At 63.5% G+C, this 20,791-nt stretch carries 14 protein-coding genes; 9 read left to right on the forward strand and 5 right to left on the reverse strand.

What is annotated here, in order from left to right:
* The first annotated feature begins 6 nt into the window (after positions 1 to 6).
* Positions 7 to 2,370, forward strand: a complete 2,364-nt coding sequence (gspD, locus tag G7048_RS07065) for a type II secretion system secretin GspD (protein ID WP_166067448.1) — start codon at positions 7 to 9, stop codon at positions 2,368 to 2,370.
* 53 nt (positions 2,371 to 2,423) lie between these two features.
* Positions 2,424 to 3,785: a GspE/PulE family protein gene (locus G7048_RS07070; protein WP_166067449.1), complete on the forward strand. Its 1,362-nt coding sequence runs from the start codon at positions 2,424 to 2,426 to the stop codon at positions 3,783 to 3,785.
* Positions 3,786 to 3,808: 23 nt separating this feature from the next.
* Here the strand turns inward: G7048_RS07070 and G7048_RS07075 are convergent, their stop codons facing one another.
* Positions 3,809 to 4,363 carry a CZB domain-containing protein gene (locus tag G7048_RS07075; protein ID WP_240933201.1) on the reverse strand — a complete coding sequence of 185 codons (555 nt, stop codon included), beginning with the start codon at positions 4,361 to 4,363 and terminating at the stop codon, positions 3,809 to 3,811.
* 332 nt (positions 4,364 to 4,695) lie between these two features.
* Between G7048_RS07075 and G7048_RS07080 the strand changes: the two genes are divergently transcribed.
* From G7048_RS07080 to G7048_RS07090, 3 genes are all read left to right on the forward strand, one after another.
* The gene (locus G7048_RS07080; RefSeq protein ID WP_205750349.1) at positions 4,696 to 5,703 is read left to right on the forward strand and encodes an LLM class flavin-dependent oxidoreductase; all 1,008 of its coding nucleotides are present in this window, start codon (positions 4,696 to 4,698) and stop codon (positions 5,701 to 5,703) included.
* 145 nt (positions 5,704 to 5,848) lie between these two features.
* Entirely contained in the window at positions 5,849 to 7,078 is a 1,230-nt protein-coding gene (gspF, locus tag G7048_RS07085) for a type II secretion system inner membrane protein GspF (protein WP_166067450.1), read from the forward strand.
* A gap of 26 nt (positions 7,079 to 7,104) precedes the next feature.
* A complete protein-coding gene (locus tag G7048_RS07090; protein ID WP_166067451.1) occupies positions 7,105 to 8,001 on the forward strand; it encodes a 5'-nucleotidase in 897 nt (298 codons plus the stop codon).
* 68 nt (positions 8,002 to 8,069) lie between these two features.
* Here G7048_RS07090 and G7048_RS07095 read toward each other — a convergent pair whose 3' ends face one another.
* Positions 8,070 to 8,567 (reverse strand): DUF1854 domain-containing protein, encoded by a 498-nt coding sequence (locus G7048_RS07095; RefSeq protein WP_166067452.1) that lies wholly within the window; start codon positions 8,565 to 8,567, stop codon positions 8,070 to 8,072.
* Positions 8,568 to 8,597: 30 nt separating this feature from the next.
* Positions 8,598 to 10,907 carry an ABC transporter ATP-binding protein gene (locus G7048_RS07100; RefSeq protein WP_371747657.1) on the reverse strand — a complete coding sequence of 770 codons (2,310 nt, stop codon included), beginning with the start codon at positions 10,905 to 10,907 and terminating at the stop codon, positions 8,598 to 8,600.
* 276 nt (positions 10,908 to 11,183) lie between these two features.
* On the opposite strand from G7048_RS07100, the gene cphA (G7048_RS07105) reads away from it, so the two are divergent.
* From cphA (G7048_RS07105) to G7048_RS07115, 3 genes are all read left to right on the forward strand, one after another.
* Entirely contained in the window at positions 11,184 to 13,358 is a 2,175-nt protein-coding gene (gene cphA, locus G7048_RS07105) for a cyanophycin synthetase (protein ID WP_166067454.1), read from the forward strand.
* A 76-nt stretch (positions 13,359 to 13,434) separates the two neighbouring features.
* Positions 13,435 to 16,008 carry a cyanophycin synthetase gene (gene cphA / locus G7048_RS07110; RefSeq protein ID WP_166067455.1) on the forward strand — a complete coding sequence of 858 codons (2,574 nt, stop codon included), beginning with the start codon at positions 13,435 to 13,437 and terminating at the stop codon, positions 16,006 to 16,008.
* A 25-nt stretch (positions 16,009 to 16,033) separates the two neighbouring features.
* Positions 16,034 to 16,540, forward strand: coding sequence for a CreA family protein (locus tag G7048_RS07115; RefSeq protein ID WP_166067456.1), 507 nt, complete (start codon positions 16,034 to 16,036; stop codon positions 16,538 to 16,540).
* Positions 16,541 to 16,556: 16 nt separating this feature from the next.
* On the opposite strand, the gene fahA is transcribed toward G7048_RS07115, so the two are convergent.
* Together fahA and hmgA are read right to left on the reverse strand one after the other, a co-directional pair.
* A complete protein-coding gene (fahA, locus tag G7048_RS07120) occupies positions 16,557 to 17,831 on the reverse strand; it encodes a fumarylacetoacetase (protein WP_166067457.1) in 1,275 nt (424 codons plus the stop codon).
* A 5-nt stretch (positions 17,832 to 17,836) separates the two neighbouring features.
* Entirely contained in the window at positions 17,837 to 19,153 is a 1,317-nt protein-coding gene (gene hmgA / locus G7048_RS07125) for a homogentisate 1,2-dioxygenase (protein WP_166067459.1), read from the reverse strand.
* Positions 19,154 to 19,465: 312 nt separating this feature from the next.
* Here hmgA and G7048_RS07130 point away from each other — a divergent pair, with 312 nt between their 5' ends.
* Positions 19,466 to 20,770: an acetamidase/formamidase family protein gene (locus G7048_RS07130; RefSeq protein ID WP_240933202.1), complete on the forward strand. Its 1,305-nt coding sequence runs from the start codon at positions 19,466 to 19,468 to the stop codon at positions 20,768 to 20,770.
* The last annotated feature ends 21 nt before the right edge of the window (positions 20,771 to 20,791 follow it).

Consider the following 20,791-nt stretch of genomic DNA (forward strand, 5'->3'; position numbering starts at 1 on the left):
CCAACCATGACTCTCTTGCCTCCACACCGCCTGCGCACTGCCCTGCACTCCATTGCTGCCAGCACCCTGCTGCTGTGTGCAAGCGTTCCGCTGCAAGCCGTCGCCGCGCCGCAGCAAGGCAGCGTCCAGTCCAACGAACCCGTCACGCTGAATTTCGCCAACGCGGACATCGAAGCTGTGGCCCGCACCATTGCCACCATCACCGGCCGCAACGTGGTGGTCGATCCGCGCGTCAAGGGTCAGCTCACGCTGGTGACCGACAAGCCCGTTCCGCCCAACACCGCGTTCCAGCAGTTCCTGTCCGCGCTGCGCCTGCAGGGCTTCACGATCGTGGAATCCGCAGGGCTCTACAAGGTCGTGCCCGAAGCCGACGCCAAGCTGCAATCGGGCGGCGTCACCGTCACGCAAGGCAGTTCGGGCGTGGGCCCGAGCAGCGGCCAGATCGCCACACAGATCTTCAAGCTCAACTTCGAGAACGCCAACAATCTGGTGCCGGTGCTGCGTCCGCTGATCAGCCCCAACAACACCATCAATGTGAACCCCGGCAACAACTCGCTGGTGATCACCGACTACGGCGACAACCTGCAGCGCATCGCGCGCATCATCGCCGCGATGGACGTGTCCAACGCGAGCGACGTCGAAATCATCACGCTGCAAAACGCCATCGCCTCCGACCTCGCACCGCTTGTGCAAAAACTGATCGACGGCTCGGGCGGCAGCTCGGCAGCAGCAGCTGGCACGCCGGGCCCTGCCGGTCAATCCGATGCGTCCTACCGCACCACCTTGCTGGCCGAGCCACGCAGCAATTCGCTGATCGTGCGCGCGGCCAATCCAGCGCGTCTGGCGCTGGTGCGCTCGCTGGTCGCCAAGCTCGATCAGGCCCCCGTAGTCGGCAGCTCGGCTGCGACCGGCAACATCCATGTCGTGTATCTGAAGAACGCCGATGCGGTGAAGCTCGCGGCCACCTTGCGCGCGGCGGTCTCCAACGGCTCCGCAGGCGGCGGCAGCAGCACCGGCAGCGGTTCGGGATTGCCATTCAGCGGCAGTGGCGGCGGCATGTCCGGCGGACTGACGAACACCAGCAACACCAATTCCACGCAATCGTCCGGGCTTGGCAGCGGCACGAGCGGCGGCCTGGGCTCGGGTTCGATGTCCGGCCACAACAATTCGCAGAACAACGCGAACCAGGGAACGACCGGCGGCATGATCCAGGCCGACCCATCGACCAACTCGCTGATCATCACCGCGCCCGAGCCGCAGTATCGCCAGATCCGCGCCGTCATCGACAAGCTCGACGGTCGTCGCTCGCAGGTGCTGATCGAAAGTCTGATCGTCGAAGTGGCCGCCAACAAGGTCGCCGAATTCGGCATCCAGTGGCAGGGCATCATGGGCAAGTACGGCAGCACGCTGGGCCTGCTCGGCATGAACTCCAGCCAGTCGGGCACCAACATTCTCGACCTGGCACTGGCCGCCGCAAGCGGTGACACCTCCACCATCGGATCCGCACTGTCCAACAAGCCAGCGGGCGGCACCGTGGCCATCGCTCCGCGCATCAATGGCAAGTATTACCTCGGCGTGCTGGCCAACTTCCTCGAGAACACCGCCGACGCCAACGTGCTCTCCACCCCCAACCTGCTCACTCTGGACAACGAAGAAGCGCAGATCATCATCGGCGAAAACGTGCCGTTCGTGACCGGCTCCTACGCCAACTCCACCGGCAGCTCCACGGTGAACCCGTTCACCACGGTCGAGCGCAAGGACGTGGGCCTGATGCTGCGCGTGCGTCCGCAGATCAGCGAGAACGGCTCGGTCAAGCTCACGCTCTATCAGGAAGTCTCCAAGGTCAACAGCGGCACCAGCGCCAACGCCAACGGCCCCACCACCAGCAAGCGCGCGATCGAATCGTCCGTGATGGTGCAGGACGGCAACGTCATCGTGCTCGGCGGTCTGCTGGAAGACAGCTACGCACTGGGTCAGGACAAGGTTCCGCTGATGGGCGATCTGCCTGTCGTCGGTGCCCTGTTCCGCAGCGAACAGCGCTCGCGCAAGAAGACCAACCTGATGGTGTTCCTGCGCCCCATCGTGATCCGTGACGACGCCACCAGCGACGCGCTGGTGCAGGACCGCTACGAAGCCATCCGCGCACTGCAGATGAACACGCAGCCCGCCGACAGCACCCTGATGCGTGCCGTCAATCAGGCCCCCGTGCTGCCGCCGATGAACACGCAGACATCGCCATCCAGAAACGACAGCGCGCCGAAGAAGCAAGTTCCAGCCTCGATGATTCCGGTGGACATCGTGCGCCCGCAATCGAGCGCCCAACAGCCAGTGGATTCCACCGTGCAAGACCCCAACTTCAAGCCGCAGTGATTCACTGAAGCCACCACCGACCACCCACACACCGATTCATCGCCAGACCGTCCATGCGCCATCCACTGCCATACACCTTCGCACGCTCGAACCAGTTGCTGCTGGAGGACGATGGCCATCAACTGGTGCTGTGGCACGGCATGGCGCCCGACATGGGTGCCATGTCCGAAGTGCTGCGCAAGCACGCCGTGCAGCAGCTCATGCCGCTGGACAACGCGGCGCTCGCACAGCGCATCAGTGCGGCCTATTCGCAATCCGATTCGAGCGCGGCGATGGTGGTGAGCGAGGTCGAATCCGACGCTGATCTCTCGCGCATGATGCAGGAGCTGCCGGCAGTCGAGGACTTGCTGGAATCCGCTGGCGACGCGCCCATCATCCGCATGTTGAACGCGCTGCTCACGCAGGCCGTGCGCGATGGCGCGAGCGACATCCACATCGAGCCCTACGAGCGCCATTCCAGCGTGCGTTTTCGCGTGGACGGCACGCTGCGCGAAGTCGTGCAGCCCAACCGCGCGCTGCACGCGGCACTGATCTCGCGCCTGAAGATCATGGCCGATCTCGACATCTCCGAGAAACGCCTGCCGCAGGATGGACGCATCTCGCTGCGCCTGGGAACGCGCGCCATCGACGTGCGCGTTTCCACGCTGCCCAACGCCCACGGCGAGCGCGCCGTGCTGCGTCTGCTCGACAAGAGCGAGAACAAGCTGAGCCTTGAATCGGTCGGCATGCAAGGCCCCGTGCTCACACAGTTCGAGCGACTGATCTCGCAGCCGCACGGCATCATCCTCGTGACCGGCCCGACCGGCTCCGGCAAGACCACCACGCTGTATGCGGCGCTGGCGCGTCTGGATGCGACGAGCAGCAACATCATGACGGTGGAAGACCCGATCGAGTACGAGCTGTCCGGCGTGGGGCAAACGCAGATCAACAGCAAGATCGACCTCACCTTCGCCAAGGCCCTGCGCGCGATTCTGCGACAGGACCCGGACGTGATCATGATCGGTGAAATCCGCGACTTCGAAACCGCGCAGATCGCGATTCAGGCCTCGCTCACAGGTCACCTGGTGCTGGCCACGCTGCACACGAATGACTCGACCAGCGCCATCACGCGCCTGACCGACATGGGCGTGGAGCCGTTCCTGCTGTCCAGCTCGCTGCTGGGCGTGCTGGCTCAGCGACTGGTGCGCAAGCTCGACGCGAGCGAGCCGTCCGGTTATCGCGGACGCACCGGCATTTTCGAATTGCTGGAAGTGGATGACGCCGTCCGCGCGCAGATCCACGGACAGGTCAGCGAATCGGACATTCGCGATCAGGCGCTGGCCAATGGCATGTCGCTGATGCGCACCGATGGCGAACGCCTTGTGGCGGCAGGCATCACCAGTGCGGAAGAAGTGCTTCGCGTCACACGCGACTGACGCACAGGAAAAACAGCAGAGGTTCAGGTGCTTGCGCGCAGCACCGGCTTCTTGGCACCGTTCCTGGTCATGGACATCACCAGACCGCGCTTGAGCTCCTTGAGCAGCAGCACCATCTGGCGCGAAGCGTGCTCGCACTGACGGAACACCTGTTCGGCGCGCACGGGATTGTCCTGCTCGATCAGCGTGATCATCTCGGCGGCCTTCAGATGAAAGTAACGATTGCGCGCCAACAGCATGTCGTAGGTGGGCAGATGGCCCAGCGCCTTGCGACCCGCCTCGTGCAGCCAGGCGCCCAGTTCGGAGCTGCGATCATCGATGATGACAGTCGGGCGCAACTGCTCGTCGACCTCGCCTTCCAGCGCCTTCCACAACCACGGCAACCAGCGCTCGTGGCTCACGATCAGGGCCTCGATATCGAATTCCACGGACAGGCGGCTGACCTCATCGCCAAAAGCCACCAGTTCACTGGCCTGCAGCGCAGGCACGGTCGACCAATCCTCCGGGTGCTCCGACTTCGGTCGGCCCTTGGATGACGATGCATTCGACGGTGAAAAAAGACGTTTGAGCAGTTCCATAGCAGCACTCCCTCCCAGGGTCGGATCGCATGGCTCAAAGCGTCTGGCTATTTTCCTGACCGGCGCCGCACTTCAACCATACCTATTACCAATTGATTATTTAATATTTTAAATTAAAACTATCAACCGACTCAGCAGGGCGGGATATCGGAGCGTCGCCTGCATTAGTGAGAATCGGTAAACGAGAGTCTAGATAGTTAAAAAAAGTTTGCACATACCCAGAATTGGGTAATTTGAGGTTTGCCCCAGATCAATTAACATTGTTTTACATTCTGTCAAGGGTCAAATTCCCGTAGCAAGCGCAGATTTTGGTCGCCCCACACAATGGAGAGATGAGCACCAACTCCCTGTCCATGCCTTCCCTCTCCATGCTTGATCTGGTGGCCGTCCGCGAAGGCGGCACCGTGGCGGACGCGCTGTCCATTGCCGTGCGCACCGCCCAGCAAGCGGAACGACTCGGTTTCTCGCGCTACTGGCTGGCCGAGCACCACAACATGCCCGGCATCGCCAGTTCGTCCACAGCCGTGCTGATTGGCCACATCGCGGGCCAGACTGGCGCCATCCGCGTCGGCTCGGGCGGCATCATGCTGCCCAACCACGCGCCGCTGGTGGTGGCCGAAGCCTTCGGCACGCTCTCCGAGCTGTATCCGAACCGCATCGATCTTGGCCTGGGCCGCGCGCCCGGAACCGACGGCCCGACCATGCGCGCACTGCGCCGCGACCGCGTCGAAACCGAAGAAGATTTCCCGCGTGACGTGTCCGAACTGCAGCGCCTGCTTGGCCCGGTGCAGCCCGGCCAGCGCATCACCGCCGTTCCGGGTGCGGACACCAACGTGCCGATCTGGCTGCTGGGATCCAGCATGTTCTCCGCCCAACTGGCAGCGGAAAAAGGCCTGCCCTACGCCTTCGCATCGCACTTCGCGCCGCGCTTTCTGATGCCTGCGCTCGAAATCTACCGCGCGACCTTCAAGCCATCGGCCACGCTGAAGAAGCCCTACGTGATGATCGGCGTGCCGGTGATCGCCGCGCCCACCGATGAAGAAGCCGAATACCTGGCCAGCAGCACCTACCAACGCGTGCTGGGCATTCTCACCAACCAGCGCGGCCTGCTTCAGCCGCCGCTGCAGAACTTCATGGAGCGCATCGGCCCGCGCGAACGCGAAGCCATTGGCGACTTTCTGGCCATCGGCGTGATCGGCGGCCCGGATCGCGTCAAGCAAGGCTTCAAGGCGCTGGCCGAAGCCACCGAGGCGGACGAATTCATGCTGGTGAGCGATGTCTACGACCCCGAATTGCGACTGCGCTCGCTGGAGATCGCCGCAGCTGCCGCGAAAGGCTGAGCCCGCATCGGGCATACAACTGTTTTTCGCGCCACGGGAAAGGCGAACGGGTTTTGACCCGGCAACCGGCTACCATCAGGGCATTGGCGTCATGTCGCATTCGCAGTGATCGAGGCATGGCGCAGCCGAACCTTGAAAACAACGCATGCCCGCCTTTTCCTTTGAAGCACTGGACGCCGCCGGCCAGACCCGCAAAGGCACGATCGACGCCGACAGCCCCAAGGCCGCCCGCAGCCTGCTGCGCGCACAGGCGCTTGTGCCCTTGGCCGTGGAAGTGCTGGCCTCGAACACGTCCACCGGCCAGGCGCCCTCGCTCAGCCAGCGCCTGCTCACGCGGCCGGTGTTCAACTCCACGCAGCTCGCCATCTGGACGCGCCAGCTCGCAGGGCTGATCACCTCCGGCCTTCCGCTGGAACGCGCCTTGAGCGCACTGTCCGAAGAAGCCGACACCGAGCGCCAGCACCATCTGGTCGCCGCGCTGCGGGCCGAGGTGAACGCCGGTTCGACCTTCGCCAAGGCGCTGTCGCAGCATCCGCGCGAGTTCTCCGACATCTTCTGCGCGGTGATCGGCGCAGGCGAGCAAAGCGGTCATCTCGGCGAGGTGCTCGACAAGCTGGCCGACGATCTGGAGCAGCGCCAGGCCCTGCGCGCCAAGCTCATCGGCGCGTCGCTCTACCCCGCCATCGTGACCTGCGTGGCCATCGTCATCGTGCTGTTTCTGGTCGGCTATGTTGTGCCGCAGGTGGCCAACGTGTTCGCTGGTACCAAGCGCGCGCTGCCGTTTCTGACCGTGGTGATGCTCAAGCTCAGCGACCTGGTGCGCAACTACGGCTGGCTGATGCTCGGCGTGGTGATTCTGTTCGCGATCTTCATGCGCACCGCGCTTTCACGTCCCGCGTTTCGCGCCACTTTTGACGCCTGGTGGCTGAACCTGCCCATCATCGGCAAGCTCGCACGCGGCTACAACGCAGCGCGTTTTGCGGGCACGCTCGCCATGCTCGCGGGTGCTGGTGTTCCCATTCTGAAAGCCCTGCAGGCCGCCGCCGAAACCCTCAACAACCGCGCCATGCGTGCCGATGCGCTCGACGCGCTGGTGCTGGTGCGCGAAGGCGCGCCGCTGGCCTCCGCGATTTCGCAGAAGAAGCGCTTTCCCGGCCTCGTCTCGATGTTCGCGCGCTTGGGCGAGCAGACCGGCCAACTGCCCTTGATGCTGCAGCGCGCGGCCAATCAGCTCTCCACCGAAGTGCAGCGCCGCGCCATGCAGCTCGCCACGATTCTGGAGCCGCTGCTCATCGTGGCCATGGGCCTGATCGTCATGCTGATCGTGCTGGCCGTGCTCATGCCCATCATCCAGCTCAACCAGTTCGTCAAGTAATCCACGCAACCCTACGAAAACACGCCATGCCCGTCACGCTGGATGATCAACTGGTGGTCGCGATTTCCTCGCGCGCGCTGTTCGATTTCGAAGAAGAGAACCGCCTCTTCGACGCCGAAAATCCGCAGGCCTACATGCAACTTCAACTGCAGCGGCTGGACGAGCCCGCGCGGCCCGGCGTGGCGTTTTCGCTGGTCAAGAAGCTGCTTGCATTCAACAGCGACGGCAAGCAGCGCGTCGAAGTCGTGATGCTCTCGCGCAATGATCCGGTCAGCGGCATGCGCATTTTCCGCTCGACTCAGGCCGCGCACATTCCGCTGCAGCGCGGCGTGTTCACGCAAGGCGGCGCACCGTTCAAATACCTGCGGCCACTGGGTGCGCATCTGTTTCTGTCGGCCAACGCGCAGGACGTGACGCAGGCCCTGCGCCTCGGTCATCCCGCCGCCCATGTGTTCACCGACTCGGTACGCGCCAGCAACTCGCATCCCACCGAAGTGCGCATTGCCTTCGACGGCGACGCCGTGCTGTTCTCCGACGAGGCCGAGCAGGTCTATCAACGCGACGGCCTCGAAGCCTTTCAGCGCCACGAAAAGGACAAGGCGTCCCAGCCCCTGCCCGAAGGTCCGTTCAAACCATTGCTCGCCGCGCTGCACCGACTGCAGCAGGCGGGCAACCACGGCATGCGCATCCGCACCGCGCTGGTCACCGCACGCAGCGCTCCGGCACACGAGCGCGCGATCCGCACCTTGATGGACTGGAACATTCAGGTCGATGAGGCCATGTTCCTCGGCGGCCTGGAAAAAGGCCCGTTCCTGCGCGAGTTCGAGCCCGACTTCTTTTTCGACGACCAGACCGGTCATGTCGAATCCGCCGCGCGCCACGTGCCTGCCGGTCATGTGAGCAGCGGCATCGCCAACAGCTGACGCATCGCGCAAAAGAAAAATGGGGCCGCGATGACGGCCCCATTTTCACATTCAGCGAATCCCGAAAATCAGAGGAATCGGCTGAGCAACTTTCTGGAATGCTTGTCCAGCGCGCCCGAATCCCGCACACGGAACTGCAGGCCGTCGCTTGCCGTGATCAGCAGGTGCGTGCGGCCTTCGAGCTTGCGGATGTCTTCTTCAGCCTTGAGCACCAGATCGAACGGGCCGCGATCGGTCTCCACGGTCCAGGTGCTGGGCGTGGCGAAGGTCGATACCTTGACCAGCTTCTGGATGGTCGGCACGAATTCACGCGCGGCGAGTTCTTCTTCGATGAGCTGGCGCTGATCGGCGGAGAGCTGATCCATGCGGTCGATCCACACGATCTCGTGGCCGTCGGTGCCGAACAGCGACAGACCTTCGTCGGGCGCACTGATCGGGAAGGAGCGCACGGGCAACACGCCCACATGCTCCACGCCGTCCGAGGCCAGGCGCAGTGTGAGGCGGCCGTGCGGGTTGCGCGCGAGTTGGAAGGCGACGTTCGTTGGAGTCTGGCTGTGCAATGACATATCTGGTTCTGCTCTCTTGTCTTTGTGCGCTCAGGCGTGAACAGCGGGCTTGCTGTCGGCTGCGGCCTTGTTCGCCACGCGCGATGCGGCGTCGATCACCACACCAGCGGCTTCGGCGTCTTCCTCGGCACGGCGCGCCTGCGCCATGTACAGACGCCAGTACGCGCCTTCCTTGGCCATGAGTTCGTCGTGCGGACCGACTTCGACGATCTCGCCACGATCCATCACGACCAGACGGTCAGCCTTGCGCAGCGTGGACAGGCGGTGGGCGATCGCAATCGTCGTGCGGCCTTGCACCAGATTGTCGAGCGCCTTCTGGATCTCCTTTTCGGTTTCCGTGTCCACCGCCGAAGTCGCTTCGTCGAGGATCAGGATGCGCGGGTCGATCAGCAGCGCGCGCGCAATCGAGATGCGCTGGCGCTCGCCGCCCGACAGGCCCTGGCCACGTTCGCCCACGAGCGAGTCGTAGCCGTGCGGCAGTCGCAGAATGAACTCATGCGCGTGCGCGGCGCGTGCAGCAGCAACGATTTCTTCGCGCGTGGCTTCCGGCTTGCCGTAGGCGATGTTCTCGGCGATGGTGCCGAAGAACAGGAAGGGCTCCTGCAGCACCAGGCCGATGTTGCGGCGGAAATCCGACACGGAGATGCGGCGCAGGTCCACGCCGTCAAGCTGGATCGAGCCTTCGCTCACATCGTAGAAACGGCAGATCAGATTGACCAGCGTGCTCTTGCCCGAGCCGCTGTGGCCGACCAGACCGATCATCTCGCCGGGCTTGATCTGCAGGTCCAGATGCTTGATGACCGAGCGGCTGCCGTAGCGAAAGCTCACGTCTTCCATGGTCAGCGAACCCTTGACGTTGGCGGGCAGGCGCACCGGGTTCTGTGGATCGGGCACGTTGCTCACGTGGTCGAGGATGTCGAAGATGCGCTTGGCGCCCGCCGCCGCCTTTTGCGTGACGGAGACGATGCGGCTCATCGAATCGAGGCGGCTGTAGAAGCGGCCGATGTAGGCGATGAAGGCAGTGAGCACACCGACGGTGATGCTGCCGCCCGCCACCAGCCAGATGCCGAAGCCCCAGACGATCAGCAGACCGACTTCGGTCAGAAAAGTGACGGTGGGGGTGAACAGCGACCAGGTCTTGTTCACGCGGTCGTTGGCTTCCAGATTGGCCTTGTTGGCGTCGGAAAAGCGGTCGGACTCGCGCTGCTCCTGAGCGAAGGCCTTGACCACGCGGATGCCGGGGATGGTGTCGGCCAGCACGTTGGTCACTTCGGACCAGACGCGGTCGATCTTCTCGAAGCCGGTGCGCAGGCGCTCGCGCACCATGTGGATCATCCACGCGATGAACGGCAACGGCACCAGCGTAGCGAGGGCCAGCCACGGGTTGATCGAGAAGAGGATCGTCGCCGTCATCAGCATCATCAGCACGTCGGTGGCGAAGTCGAGCGCGTTGAGGGACAGGAACAGGTTGATCCGGTCGGTCTCGGTGCCGATGCGCGCCATCAGATCACCCGTGCGCTTGCTGCCGTAATAGTCGAGCGAGAGCTTGAGCAGGTGGTCGTAGGTCGAGGTGCGCAGGCCCGAGCCGATGCGCTCGGACACCTTGGCCAGCACAAAGGTGCGCGCCCAACCCAGAATCCAGGCCACGACGGCCGAGGCGAGCAAGCCGCCCAGATACAGCGTGACCAAGCTGGGGTCGATCTTCTCGCCGTTCTGGAACGGGATCAGGATCTTGTCCATGATCGGAATGGTCAGGTACGGCGCAACCAATTGCGCCCCCGTGGCCGCGAGCGTCAGCAGAAAGCCGAGCAGCAGTTGATTTTTGTAAGGTTTTGCAAATCGCCAGAGTCGCAGCAATACCCAGGTCGATGTCTGCGGAGCCTGCTGGCGCGCGCAGGCCGGGCATTCCTCGCTGTCGGGCGGCAGGGGCGTGTGGCATGTGGGGCACAGCGTTTCGTCGTCTTCCAGCTCGGGCGGGATCGTGGAGCCGTCGCGCAGCGCCTGCAGGCGACGCTCGATCTTGTCGTACTTCTGGATCAGCGTCAGCGCCTGCGGGTGGTGGCCGAGCGTGAAGCGCCAGAGTTCATGGCGCTTGTCACTGTCATGCAATTCCAGCGTGCCGACGCCGCCATGGTCCAGCAGACGCAGCGACATGCCTTGCTCGATCGGCCAATCCCGGATCACCCCTTCCGCATTGCGGAAAATGAACCGCTGCTGGGTGAGTGCCAAAAGCCCGTTTTCGAATCGCAGATCGGGGGTCAGGTCAACCTCCAGCGCTGCCAGCACGTTCTCATCAGTACCGAGTTTTGCTCGCACTTGCTGCCCGGCGGGAGTGTTCATGACGCCCGCAGCGTCCACAGGATGATGGTGATTTTGCATTTGGAATATTTTTCGGCCCTTGGCACCTTCAAAACACTGACAGTGCCCTTATCTGAATTGTCCATGACAACCGGGGCGGTATGGCGACACCCGTTTTTAACGCGCAGACCCCCATGTCGGCTGACATCCCGTCACTCAAGTCGCAATTAACGCGCACAATGCACCCTGTTGCAGCCATTTGGGGATCGACAATCCGGTTTCCATTCTGGCGTTTCAAGAATTCACTAGTTGCAATCCATGGCGACATTCAACGATATCCAACTCTTGCGCACCACTTATCTGCGCGGCCCCAGCGTCTGGACCTACCGCCCCGTTCTGGAGGTCTGGCTGGATCTGGGAGAGTTGGAGGACTATCCGTCCAACAAGATCCCCGGCCTCAACGAACGACTGACCACCTGGTTGCCCGATCTGATCGAGCACCACTGCGGCGTGGGCGAACGCGGCGGCTTTCTGCTGCGTCTGAAGGAAGGCACCTGGATGGGCCATGTGCTGGAGCACGTGATCATCGAGCTGCTGAACCTCGCCGGCATGCCCGCCGAATTCGGTCAGACGCGCGAGATCTCCCAGCGCGGCGTCTACCGCATGGTGTTCCGCTGCCCTGAAGAAACCGTGGCGCGCACCGCTCTGGCCTACGGTCACAAGCTGCTGATGGCTGCAATCAACGACCAGCCGTTCGATCTGAAGCCCGCAATCCAGGCCATCAAGACCGAAATCAACGACCGCTACCTCGGCCCGAGCACCGGCTGCATCGTCGATGCCGCTGGCGAGCGCCGCATTCCGCACATCCGCCTGAACGACGGCAACCTCGTGCAACTCGGCTACGGCGCAGCCCAACGCCGCATCTGGACCGCCGAGAGCGACCAGACCAGCGCGATTGCCGAAGGCATCGCCCAGGACAAGGACTTCACCAAGCGCCTGCTCGCCGCCTGCGGCGTGCCCGTGCCCGAAGGCCAGATCGTCAACTCGCCCGAAGAAGCCTGGGAAGTCGCGCAGGACATCGGTTTCCCCGTGACCGTGAAGCCCTCCGACGGCAACCACGCGCGCGGCGTGACGCTGGACCTGCATGCCGAAGAAGACATCAAAGCCGCCTTCGCGCTGGCCGAGCCCGAAGGCTCCGATGTGATCGTCGAGAAGTTCATCGACGGCACCGAGCACCGTCTGCTGGTGGTCGGCGGCAAGCTGGTTGCAGCCTGCCGCGGCGAGACCGTGAGCGTGTCCGGCAACGGCAAGTCCACGCTGGCCGAACTGGTCGCCGTGGTCAATCAGGATCCGCGCCGTGGCCCCGAGCAGGAATACCCGCTCGACTGGATCAACCTCGAAGCCCCGGCCGTCAAGCTGGAGCTCAAGCGCCAGAACGTCACCCCCGCGTCCGTGCCTGCACAAGGTGAATCCATCTTGCTGCAACGCAACGGCAACATGGCCATCGACTGCACTGACGAAGTGCACCCCGACGTGGCCTACTACGCCACACTCGCGGCCAAGATCGTGGGTCTGGACATCGCCGGCATGGACATGATCCTGCAGGACGTCTCCAAGCCCATGCGCGGTCAGGGCGCGATCCTCGAAGTCAACGCCGGCCCCGGCCTGCTGATGCACCTGAAGCCCACCAGCGGCGCACCGCGTCCGGTCGGTCAGGCCATCGTCGAGCACCTGTTCCCCGCCACCGAAGACGGCACCGGCGCGGGTCGCATTCCCGTGGTCGGCATCGCCGGCACGCGCGAGAACGCGTTCATCGCGCGCCTCGTCGGCTGGCTGCTGCAGTTGTCGGGCAAGCTCACCGGCGTGACCAGCGAACAGGGCATGTTCCTGAACAACCGCCAGACGCAGAAGACCAACACCGCCAACTGGGCCGGTGCGCATCGCCTGCTGACCAACCGCCTCGCGCAAGCCGCCGTGATCGAAACCACCGCGCGCTCGATCCTCGAAGAAGGTCTGGCCTACGACCGCTGCCTGGTCGGCGTGGTCACCGACATGGACGGCTTTGAAACCTTGAAGGACCACGACGTGCACGAGCAAGGTCAGATGACCCGCGTGATGCGCACGCAGATCGACGTGGTGCTCGACGAAGGTGCTGGCGTGCTGAACGCCGACATCGAGCAGGTCGCCGATCTCGCCCGCCTGTGCGATGGCGAAGTGCTGCTGTACTCGATGAATGCCGACAACGCACACATCGCCAAGCACCGCGCGGACAACGCCGAAGGCCGTGCCGTGTTCGTGCGCAACAACCAGGTGGTGCTGGCCACGGGCGCGCAGGAGCGCGTGCTCGGAACGCTCGACGCGCTCGCCCTGCCCGGCAGCCGCAAGCCCGACACCCCGGCACTGCTGGCCGCGATTGCCGCAGCCTGGTCGATGGACATCGCGCCCGATCTGATCGGCGCGGGCATCAAGACTTTCGAGTACAACGAGATCTGAGACTGATCTCACCAAGAGATGATTTCTCCGCGGCGCTGCACCACCCCTGCAGCCCCGCACAAAAGAAAGAAGACACATGCAAGTGACCCGCGTCCGAGCCCTCCGTGGCCCGAATCTCTGGACCCGCAGCACCGCCATCGAAGCCATCGTGCACTGCGACTCCAACGAGTGCGTGTACTCCGACATCGCCGGTTTTGAAGACCGCCTGCGCGCACGCTTTCCCAAGATCGGCACGCTGCAACCTCACGGTGCCGATCAGCGCCTGTCGCTCGCCCATGTGCTGGAAGTTGCAGCACTGTCGCTGCAGGCACAGGCCGGCTGCCCCGTCACCTTCAGCCGCACGCATTCCACGGTCGAGCCCGGCACCTATCAGGTCGTCGTCGAATACACCGAAGAAGCCGTCGGTCGCAAGGCCATGGACTACGCCGAAGCGCTGCTGCGTGCGGCGATGGAAGACACTCCGTTCGACGCCGACAAGGCCATCGCCGATCTGCGCGACACCGATGAAGACGAACGCATCGGCCCCTCGACCGGCTCCATCGTGGACGCCGCCGTCGCCCGTGGCATTCCGTTCCGTCGCCTGACTTCCGGCTCGCTGGTGCAGCTCGGCTGGGGCTCCAAGGCGCGCCGCATCCAGGCCGCCGAACTCGACCAGACCAGCGCCGTGGCCGAGTCCATCGCGCAAGACAAGGACCTGACCAAGCGCCTGTTGCATGCCGCTGGCGTGCCCGTGCCGCTCGGACGTCCCGTCAAGGACGTGGAAGACGCCTGGGTGGTCGCGCAGGAAGTCGGCCTGCCCGTGGTCGTGAAGCCGCAGGACGGCAATCAGGGCAAGGGTGTGGTCGTGAACATCACTACCCGCGAAGGCCTTGATGCCGCCTACAAGGTCGCCTCCGAATTCAGCGACGAAGTGATGGTCGAGCGTTTCCTGCCCGGTCACGATTTCCGTCTGCTGGTCGTCGGTGGTCAACTCGTTGCCGCCGCACGCCGCGAGCCTCCGCAAGTGCTCGGCGATGGTCAGCACACCATTCGCGAACTGGTCGAGATCGTCAATCAGGACCCCCGTCGCGGCTCCGGCCACGGCACGGCGCTCACCAAGATTCGCCTTGACGACATCGCCATCGCGCGCATCGCCACCGAAGGCCTGACGCCCGAATCCGTGCCCGCGCAGGGCCAGCGCATCGTGTTGCGCAACAACGCCAACCTGTCCACCGGCGGCAGCGCCACCGATGTGACCGACGACGTGCACCCCGAAGTCGCCGCGCGCGCCATCGAAGCCGCGCAGACCATCGGCCTGCACATCTGCGGCGTGGACGTGGTCTGCGAAACCATGCTCAAGCCGCTCGAAGAGCAGAACGGCGGCATCGTCGAAGTGAACGCCGCACCCGGCCTGCGCATGCATCTGGCGCCCTCCTTCGGTCGCCCACGCAACGTCGGCGTGCCCATGGTCGATGAGCTGTTCGCGCCCGGTCAGGACGGCCGCATCCCCGTGGTTGCCGTCACCGGCACCAACGGCAAGACCACCACCACGCGCGTGATCGCGCACCTGTTCACATCGCACGGCTGGCGCACCGCCATGACCAACACCGATGGTGTCTACGTCAACGGTCGCCAGATCGACAGCGGTGACTGCTCCGGCCCCCGCAGCGCACGCAATGCGCTGGCGCACCCCGAAACCGATGCAGCCGTGCTCGAATGCGCACGCGGCGGCATCCTGCGCGAAGGCCTCGGCTTCGACCGCTGCCAGGTGGCCGTGGTCACCAACGTGGGCGAAGGCGATCACCTCGGTCTGAACTTCATCACCACCGCCGAAGACGTCGCCGTCTTGAAGCGCGTGATCGTGCAGAACGTGGCCCCCAATGGCTACGGCGTGCTGAACGCCGCCGATCCGCTGGTCGCAGCGATGGCATCGGTCTGCCCCGGCAAGGTCATCTTCTTTGCCGCCGACCGCCACCACCCCGTGATGGCCACGCACCGCGCACAAGGCAATCGCGTGATCTACGTGGACGGCGAAAACATCGTCGCCGCCGAAGGCTCATGGCGCGAAAGCATTCCGCTGCGCGACATCCCGATCACTCGCAACGGCCAGATCACCTTCCAGGTCGAGAACGTGATGGCATCCATCGGTGCCGCATGGGCATCGAACCTGCCTTGGCAGACCATCCGCCGCGGCCTCGCAGGTTTCCTGAACGACAGCGACAACGCACCTGCGCGCTTCAACGTGATGGACTACAAGGGCGCCACCGTCATCGCCGATTACGGCCACAATCCCGACGCCATCCGCGCACTCGCGCAGGCCGTGCAGGCCATGCCCGCCAAGCACCGCAGCGTGGTGATCTCGGGTGCCGGTGACCGCCGCGATCAGGACATCGTCGAGCAGACCCGCATCCTCGGTCAATACTTCGACGACGTGATCCTGTACCAGGACGCCTGCCAACGCGGCCGTGAAGACGGCGAAGTGCTCGCCCTGCTCAAGCAAGGCCTCGAAGGCGCGCCACGCACCACGTACAGCACCGAGATCCACGGCGAATTCCTCGCCATCGATCACGCGCTGGAACGCCTGCAGCCCGGCGACCTGAGCCTGATTCTGGTCGATCAGGTCGAAGAGTCGCTGACCTATCTGGCCAAGCGCTGCGCCGAAGCCAAGTAAACATCACACTCCCCACCGCAGAACCATGTCCGCCATCGTCAACAAGAAGACCCTCCTGTCGGCGATTGCGCTGACGGGTCTGTTCGCCGTCACTGCCGTGGCACTGGCCTCCGGGCCTGAAAAAATCGGCACTGTGGACACCGCATTCAAACTGGTCGGCCGCGATCACGACATCATCGTGGAAGCATACGACGACCCCGATGTGCAAGGTGTCACCTGCTACGTCTCCCGTGCCCGCACGGGCGGTGTGAAGGGTTCGCTCGGATTGGCCGAAGACCGCTCGGAAGCATCGATCTCCTGCCACCAGGTCAGTGCCATCACCTTCCCCAAGCCGCTCAAAGATCAAGACGAGGTGTTCAGTGAACGCACCTCGCTGGTCTTCAAGCGCCTGCGCGTGGTGCGGATGGTGGACGTCAAGCGCAATGCCTTGGTCTACCTGACCTACTCCGACAAACTGATCGACGGCTCGCCGCAGAACTCGGTCTCTGCCGTGCCGGTGGCGCACGGCACGCAGATTCCTCTGAAAAAGTAAGCCTTCTCCCGAACGATCAAACCGCAGCAGCCAACACCGTCGCGCGGCATTCTCCAAAGCCGATGCGTGCAGCCCCGGCGCGTTCGCACCAGCCTCTGAAGATCACCGTATCGCCGTCCTCCAGAAACGTGCGTTGCTCGCCATCGGGTAGTGCAATCGGCTGCTTGCCGCCAGCGCTCAGCTCCATCAGCGAGCCGGCTTCCTGCGGCGTCGGTCCTGACAAGGTGCCCGAACCGAACAAGTCGCCGGTCTGCAGATTGCAGCCGTTGACGGTGTGATGCGCGACGAGTTGCGCAGGCGTCCAGTAAGCCGCATTCGCTGCGTTGGTCAGCGAGATACGTTGCGCAGCCTTGCCTGCTGCTTGCATCTTCGGCGTCAGCAGCAGCACTTCCAGCGTGATCGAGAAAGCGCCACGTAGGCGATTTTCGGCTGAGTCCAGATAAGGCAGCGGCTGCGGATCAGCACCGGGTCGTGTAAAGGCATCGCGAAACGGCGCGAGCGCCTCCATGGTCACCATCCACGGCGACAGCGTGCTTGCGAAATTCTTGGCAAGAAACGGACCCAGCGGTTGGTATTCCCAGCCCTGAATGTCACGCGCGGACCAGTCGTTGAACAGCGCCACACCGAACAGATGCGACTCGGCATCGGTGATCGGAATCGCGTCGCCCTGCGCATTGCCTTGCGCCACAAACCAGCCCAGTTCCAGTTCGTAGTCCAGGCGCTTGCATGGCCCTACCATCGGCACCGTCGCATCAGGAGCCTTGGTCTGGCCCTTGGGGCGCTTGAAATCCGTGCCGCTCACATTGATCGACGATGCACGCCCGTGATAACCGATGGGCACCCACTGGTAGTTGGGCAGCAGCGGATTGTCCGGACGAAACTGCTTGCCCACCGTGGTCGCGTGGTTGATGCTGGTGTAGAAATCCGTGTAGTCGTTGATGCGGCAAGGCACATGCATGGTGACGGCGGACTGATCGAGCAGCGCGCGCTCCCAATCCTTTTGCTGGTCGCTGCCGCGTGCAAGCCCTGTAGAAATCGCACGGCGCAGATTCGCACGTTGCGCGGGCGTGGCGTTCATCAGCGCGTTCATGTCGTCACTGCTGACGAGCGCTGCCATGCGCAGATCGAGCACCTTGTCACCAATCGCCACTCCAATGCGGGGCGCAGCCCCGGGCTTGTTGCTGAACAGGCCGAAGGGCAGGTTCTGGATCGGAAAATCGCAGCCCGCAACGTTGGCGGATTCGACCCAGCTTTGCAGCTTGGGATCATGTGTCTGGTCGATTTCAAACATGATGTTCAGTCTTTCTTGAATGGGTCCTTGAGCCCTGCCCAGCAGTCGGCATAAGCGTGGTCCAGCGCCGGGCTGTTCAAAGCCGCTTGCGTAGGAACGAAGCGATAACGGCTCTCGAACATGAAGGCCAAAGTGTTGTCGAGCTTGTGCGGTTTGAGATCGGCGTGGCTGGCTTTTTCGAAGGCTTCTTCGTCCGGCCCATGCGGCACCATGCAATTGTGCAGGCTCGCACCACCGGGTTTGAAGCCGCCGGGTTTGGCGTCGTATTCGCCGTAGACCAAGCCCATGAATTCGCTCATCAGATTGCGGTGGTACCACGGTGGGCGGAACGTATCCTCCATCACCAGCCAGCGCGGCGGGAAGATCACGAAATCGCAATTGGCCGTGCCCGGCGTGTCGCTGGGTGAAGTGAGCACGGTGAAGATCGACGGATCGGGATGATCGAAGCTGATCGAGCCAATCGTCATGAAGTGGGTCGTGTCGTATTTGATGGGCGCAAGATTGCCGTGCCAAGCCACCACGTTGAACGGCGAACTCGACGCAGGAGCCGTCCAGAAGTGGCCACCGAACTTTTTCACCAGATCGTAGCGACCTTGCGCTTCGTGTTCAAAGGCCGCCACAGGTGCCTGAAAATCGCGCGCATTCGCCAAGCCGTTCGATCCGATCGGGCCCAGTTCAGGCAAGCGAAACTGCGCGCCGTAGTTCTCGCAGATGTAGCCACGCGAGACCCCATCGGGCAGCGCCACCTTGAACACCACGCCGCGCGGCACGAGCACGATCTCGCCGGGCTTCACATCGAGCACGCCCATCTCGGTCGTCACGACGATGCGCCCCTGCTGCGGCACGATCAGCATTTCGCCATCGGCGTTGATCAGCGCGCGGCGCTCCATCGACCGGCCCGCCATGTACATGTGCACGCCCACGCCGATCTGCGCATCGGCATCGCCGTTGGCCATCATGGTGCGCACGCCGTCGACAAAATCAAGCTCATCCACCTTGTCAGGAAATTCCGCGGGATGCCAGCGCAACGGCTCGGGCGGCACGGCCACCGAACGATCTGCGCCCGTCTGCCAATGCGGCTGTTCATAGCGCACATAACGTCCCGCCACCACCGAAGGCTGGCGACGATACAACCAACTGCGCCGATTGTCCTGGCGCGGTGCGGTGAACGCGGTGCCCGAAAGCTGTTCGGGATAAAGATCCATGGGCGCACGCTGCGGGCTGTTGCGCCCCTGCGGCAGCGCGCCGGGTACGGCCTCGCTGGCGTACTCGTTGCCAAAGCCGCTCTGGTAGAGGTACTGGGTGGCCTGTGATGAAGTCATGGTGACTCGTCTCCTTCGTCTGCTGCAACTGCGCATTGTCTCTTGAGATGATGACCGCAAGATCAAGAGCCTGCGTGCCTGTGGTCATTTGCCGCCTTGGCAAATCCGGATGAATCCGCAGTATAGAAATTGCGTCTCCCGCACCGTGAACGCGCTCATCCCGGCGCGTACCGAATCGTCCGAAAGATGCATGCCGAACTCATATCCAAGACGATTCGGTAAGAAGCCGGAAGCTGCGGTTTCCGTTATTTGGACAGACAAATTTAGTCTTGCACCAGCCTCAGATTCTGAGCATCCAAGGAGCAAGAAATCATGTCTACAGCATCATCCAATGAAGCGACTCGCCTGAGCTACGGCTGCTGCGCCGGTTTGACCGAATGCGTTCACCAACTGAAGGGAGATTCGAGCATGCCGCAGGGCGAAGGGCTCGACACCGACAACATCCGCCGCACCGCCGACGAGCGCAAGAACAGCCTGCGCTCGCCCTCACGCCGCTCCGCTCTGGGCTGGGCGGGAATGCTTGGTCTTGGCTCGCTCGCACCACTGGCGGGTTGCGCCACATCGGGCACACCCGCTGCAGCCAACGCTGGTGGCGGCGATGTCGCCGGCAGCACACCGCTGGGCAAGCGCCACGAACTGCCATCCAACAAGGACACCGTGCGCGTAGGCGCCATGGATCCGAAAGCGCCAGCCGCCGTCACCGTCGATTCGGGCGACTGGGTGCACTATCCCAACACCTGGGTGAACTGGGCGGACGAAGCCAAGTACGGCATGCCGTTCGACGCGCGCGAGCCCATCCGCAAGCGCTACCCAGCGGGGCCTTATTCACTGGTGGGTCCGGTCGCCGTGCGCGGCGCAGAACCCGGCGACTGGATCGAATGCCGCATGCTGCGCCTCAGACCCATCGAATGGGGTTGGAACAGCTCACCCCTTGGCGTGGGCGCGCTGCCTACCGAGTTCAAGAAACCTTATCTGCAGTATTTCAAGTTCGATGATGCCCGCAAGCAAGCCAGTTTCAAGAACGGCATTGCCTATGAACTGCAACCCACGCAAGGTGTGATCGCAGCCATGCCTGCAGGTAACGATCCGGTAAGCGGCATTCTGAGCGGCGCTTACGGTGGCAACATCGTGCTGCGCGAACTGACCGAAGGTGCCTCCATCTTCCTGCCCGTGCAGCGCGCAGGCGGCATGATCTGGACCGGTGACTCGCACGCAGCGCAGGGCGATGGCGTGGTCAATCAGACCGCCATCGAAACCGCGATGGAAGACATGCGCATCCAGTTCATCCTGCACAAGCGCTCGCCCCTCAAGACCTTGATGGTGGAGACACCCACGCACTGGATCGGCCTCGGATATGGAGATTCGTTGGAATCGGCCCTCACCGCCTCGCTGCTCAACACCATGAACTGGCTTGCGCCCCTGGCCAAGATCGAGCGCGACGATGTGTACTCGCTCGTCAGCGTGGCAGGCAGCGTGCGCGTGACGCAGTACTCGCACCAGACCAACACCAACTACACCTCCAAGCCACCGAAGGGCGTGCACACCATGGTGCCCAAGAGCGTGTTCACGCCAGACCAGGCCGCGAGCATCTCGCGCCAGACACGCACCGGTTCCTGATGGACGCGCACGGCCCATTGC

Origin of the sequence: Diaphorobacter sp. HDW4B, assembly GCF_011305535.1 — a bacterium.
Taxonomy (GTDB): domain Bacteria; phylum Pseudomonadota; class Gammaproteobacteria; order Burkholderiales; family Burkholderiaceae_C; genus Diaphorobacter_A.

What these genes read in the sequence shown, in the direction of transcription:
- gspD (WP_166067448.1), top strand. Translation starts at nt 7, where the DNA reads ATGACTCTCTTGCCTCCACACCGCCTGCGCACTGCCCTGCACTCCATT.
- G7048_RS07070 (WP_166067449.1), top strand. Translation starts at nt 2,424, where the DNA reads ATGCGCCATCCACTGCCATACACCTTCGCACGCTCGAACCAGTTGCTG.
- G7048_RS07075 (WP_240933201.1), bottom strand. Translation starts at nt 4,363, where the DNA reads ATGGAACTGCTCAAACGTCTTTTTTCACCGTCGAATGCATCGTCATCC.
- G7048_RS07080 (WP_205750349.1), top strand. Translation starts at nt 4,696, where the DNA reads ATGAGCACCAACTCCCTGTCCATGCCTTCCCTCTCCATGCTTGATCTG.
- gspF (WP_166067450.1), top strand. Translation starts at nt 5,849, where the DNA reads ATGCCCGCCTTTTCCTTTGAAGCACTGGACGCCGCCGGCCAGACCCGC.
- G7048_RS07090 (WP_166067451.1), top strand. Translation starts at nt 7,105, where the DNA reads ATGCCCGTCACGCTGGATGATCAACTGGTGGTCGCGATTTCCTCGCGC.
- G7048_RS07095 (WP_166067452.1), bottom strand. Translation starts at nt 8,567, where the DNA reads ATGTCATTGCACAGCCAGACTCCAACGAACGTCGCCTTCCAACTCGCG.
- G7048_RS07100 (WP_371747657.1), bottom strand. Translation starts at nt 10,907, where the DNA reads ATGAACACTCCCGCCGGGCAGCAAGTGCGAGCAAAACTCGGTACTGAT.
- cphA (WP_166067454.1), top strand. Translation starts at nt 11,184, where the DNA reads ATGGCGACATTCAACGATATCCAACTCTTGCGCACCACTTATCTGCGC.
- cphA (WP_166067455.1), top strand. Translation starts at nt 13,435, where the DNA reads ATGCAAGTGACCCGCGTCCGAGCCCTCCGTGGCCCGAATCTCTGGACC.
- G7048_RS07115 (WP_166067456.1), top strand. Translation starts at nt 16,034, where the DNA reads ATGTCCGCCATCGTCAACAAGAAGACCCTCCTGTCGGCGATTGCGCTG.
- fahA (WP_166067457.1), bottom strand. Translation starts at nt 17,831, where the DNA reads ATGTTTGAAATCGACCAGACACATGATCCCAAGCTGCAAAGCTGGGTC.
- hmgA (WP_166067459.1), bottom strand. Translation starts at nt 19,153, where the DNA reads ATGACTTCATCACAGGCCACCCAGTACCTCTACCAGAGCGGCTTTGGC.
- G7048_RS07130 (WP_240933202.1), top strand. Translation starts at nt 19,466, where the DNA reads ATGTCTACAGCATCATCCAATGAAGCGACTCGCCTGAGCTACGGCTGC.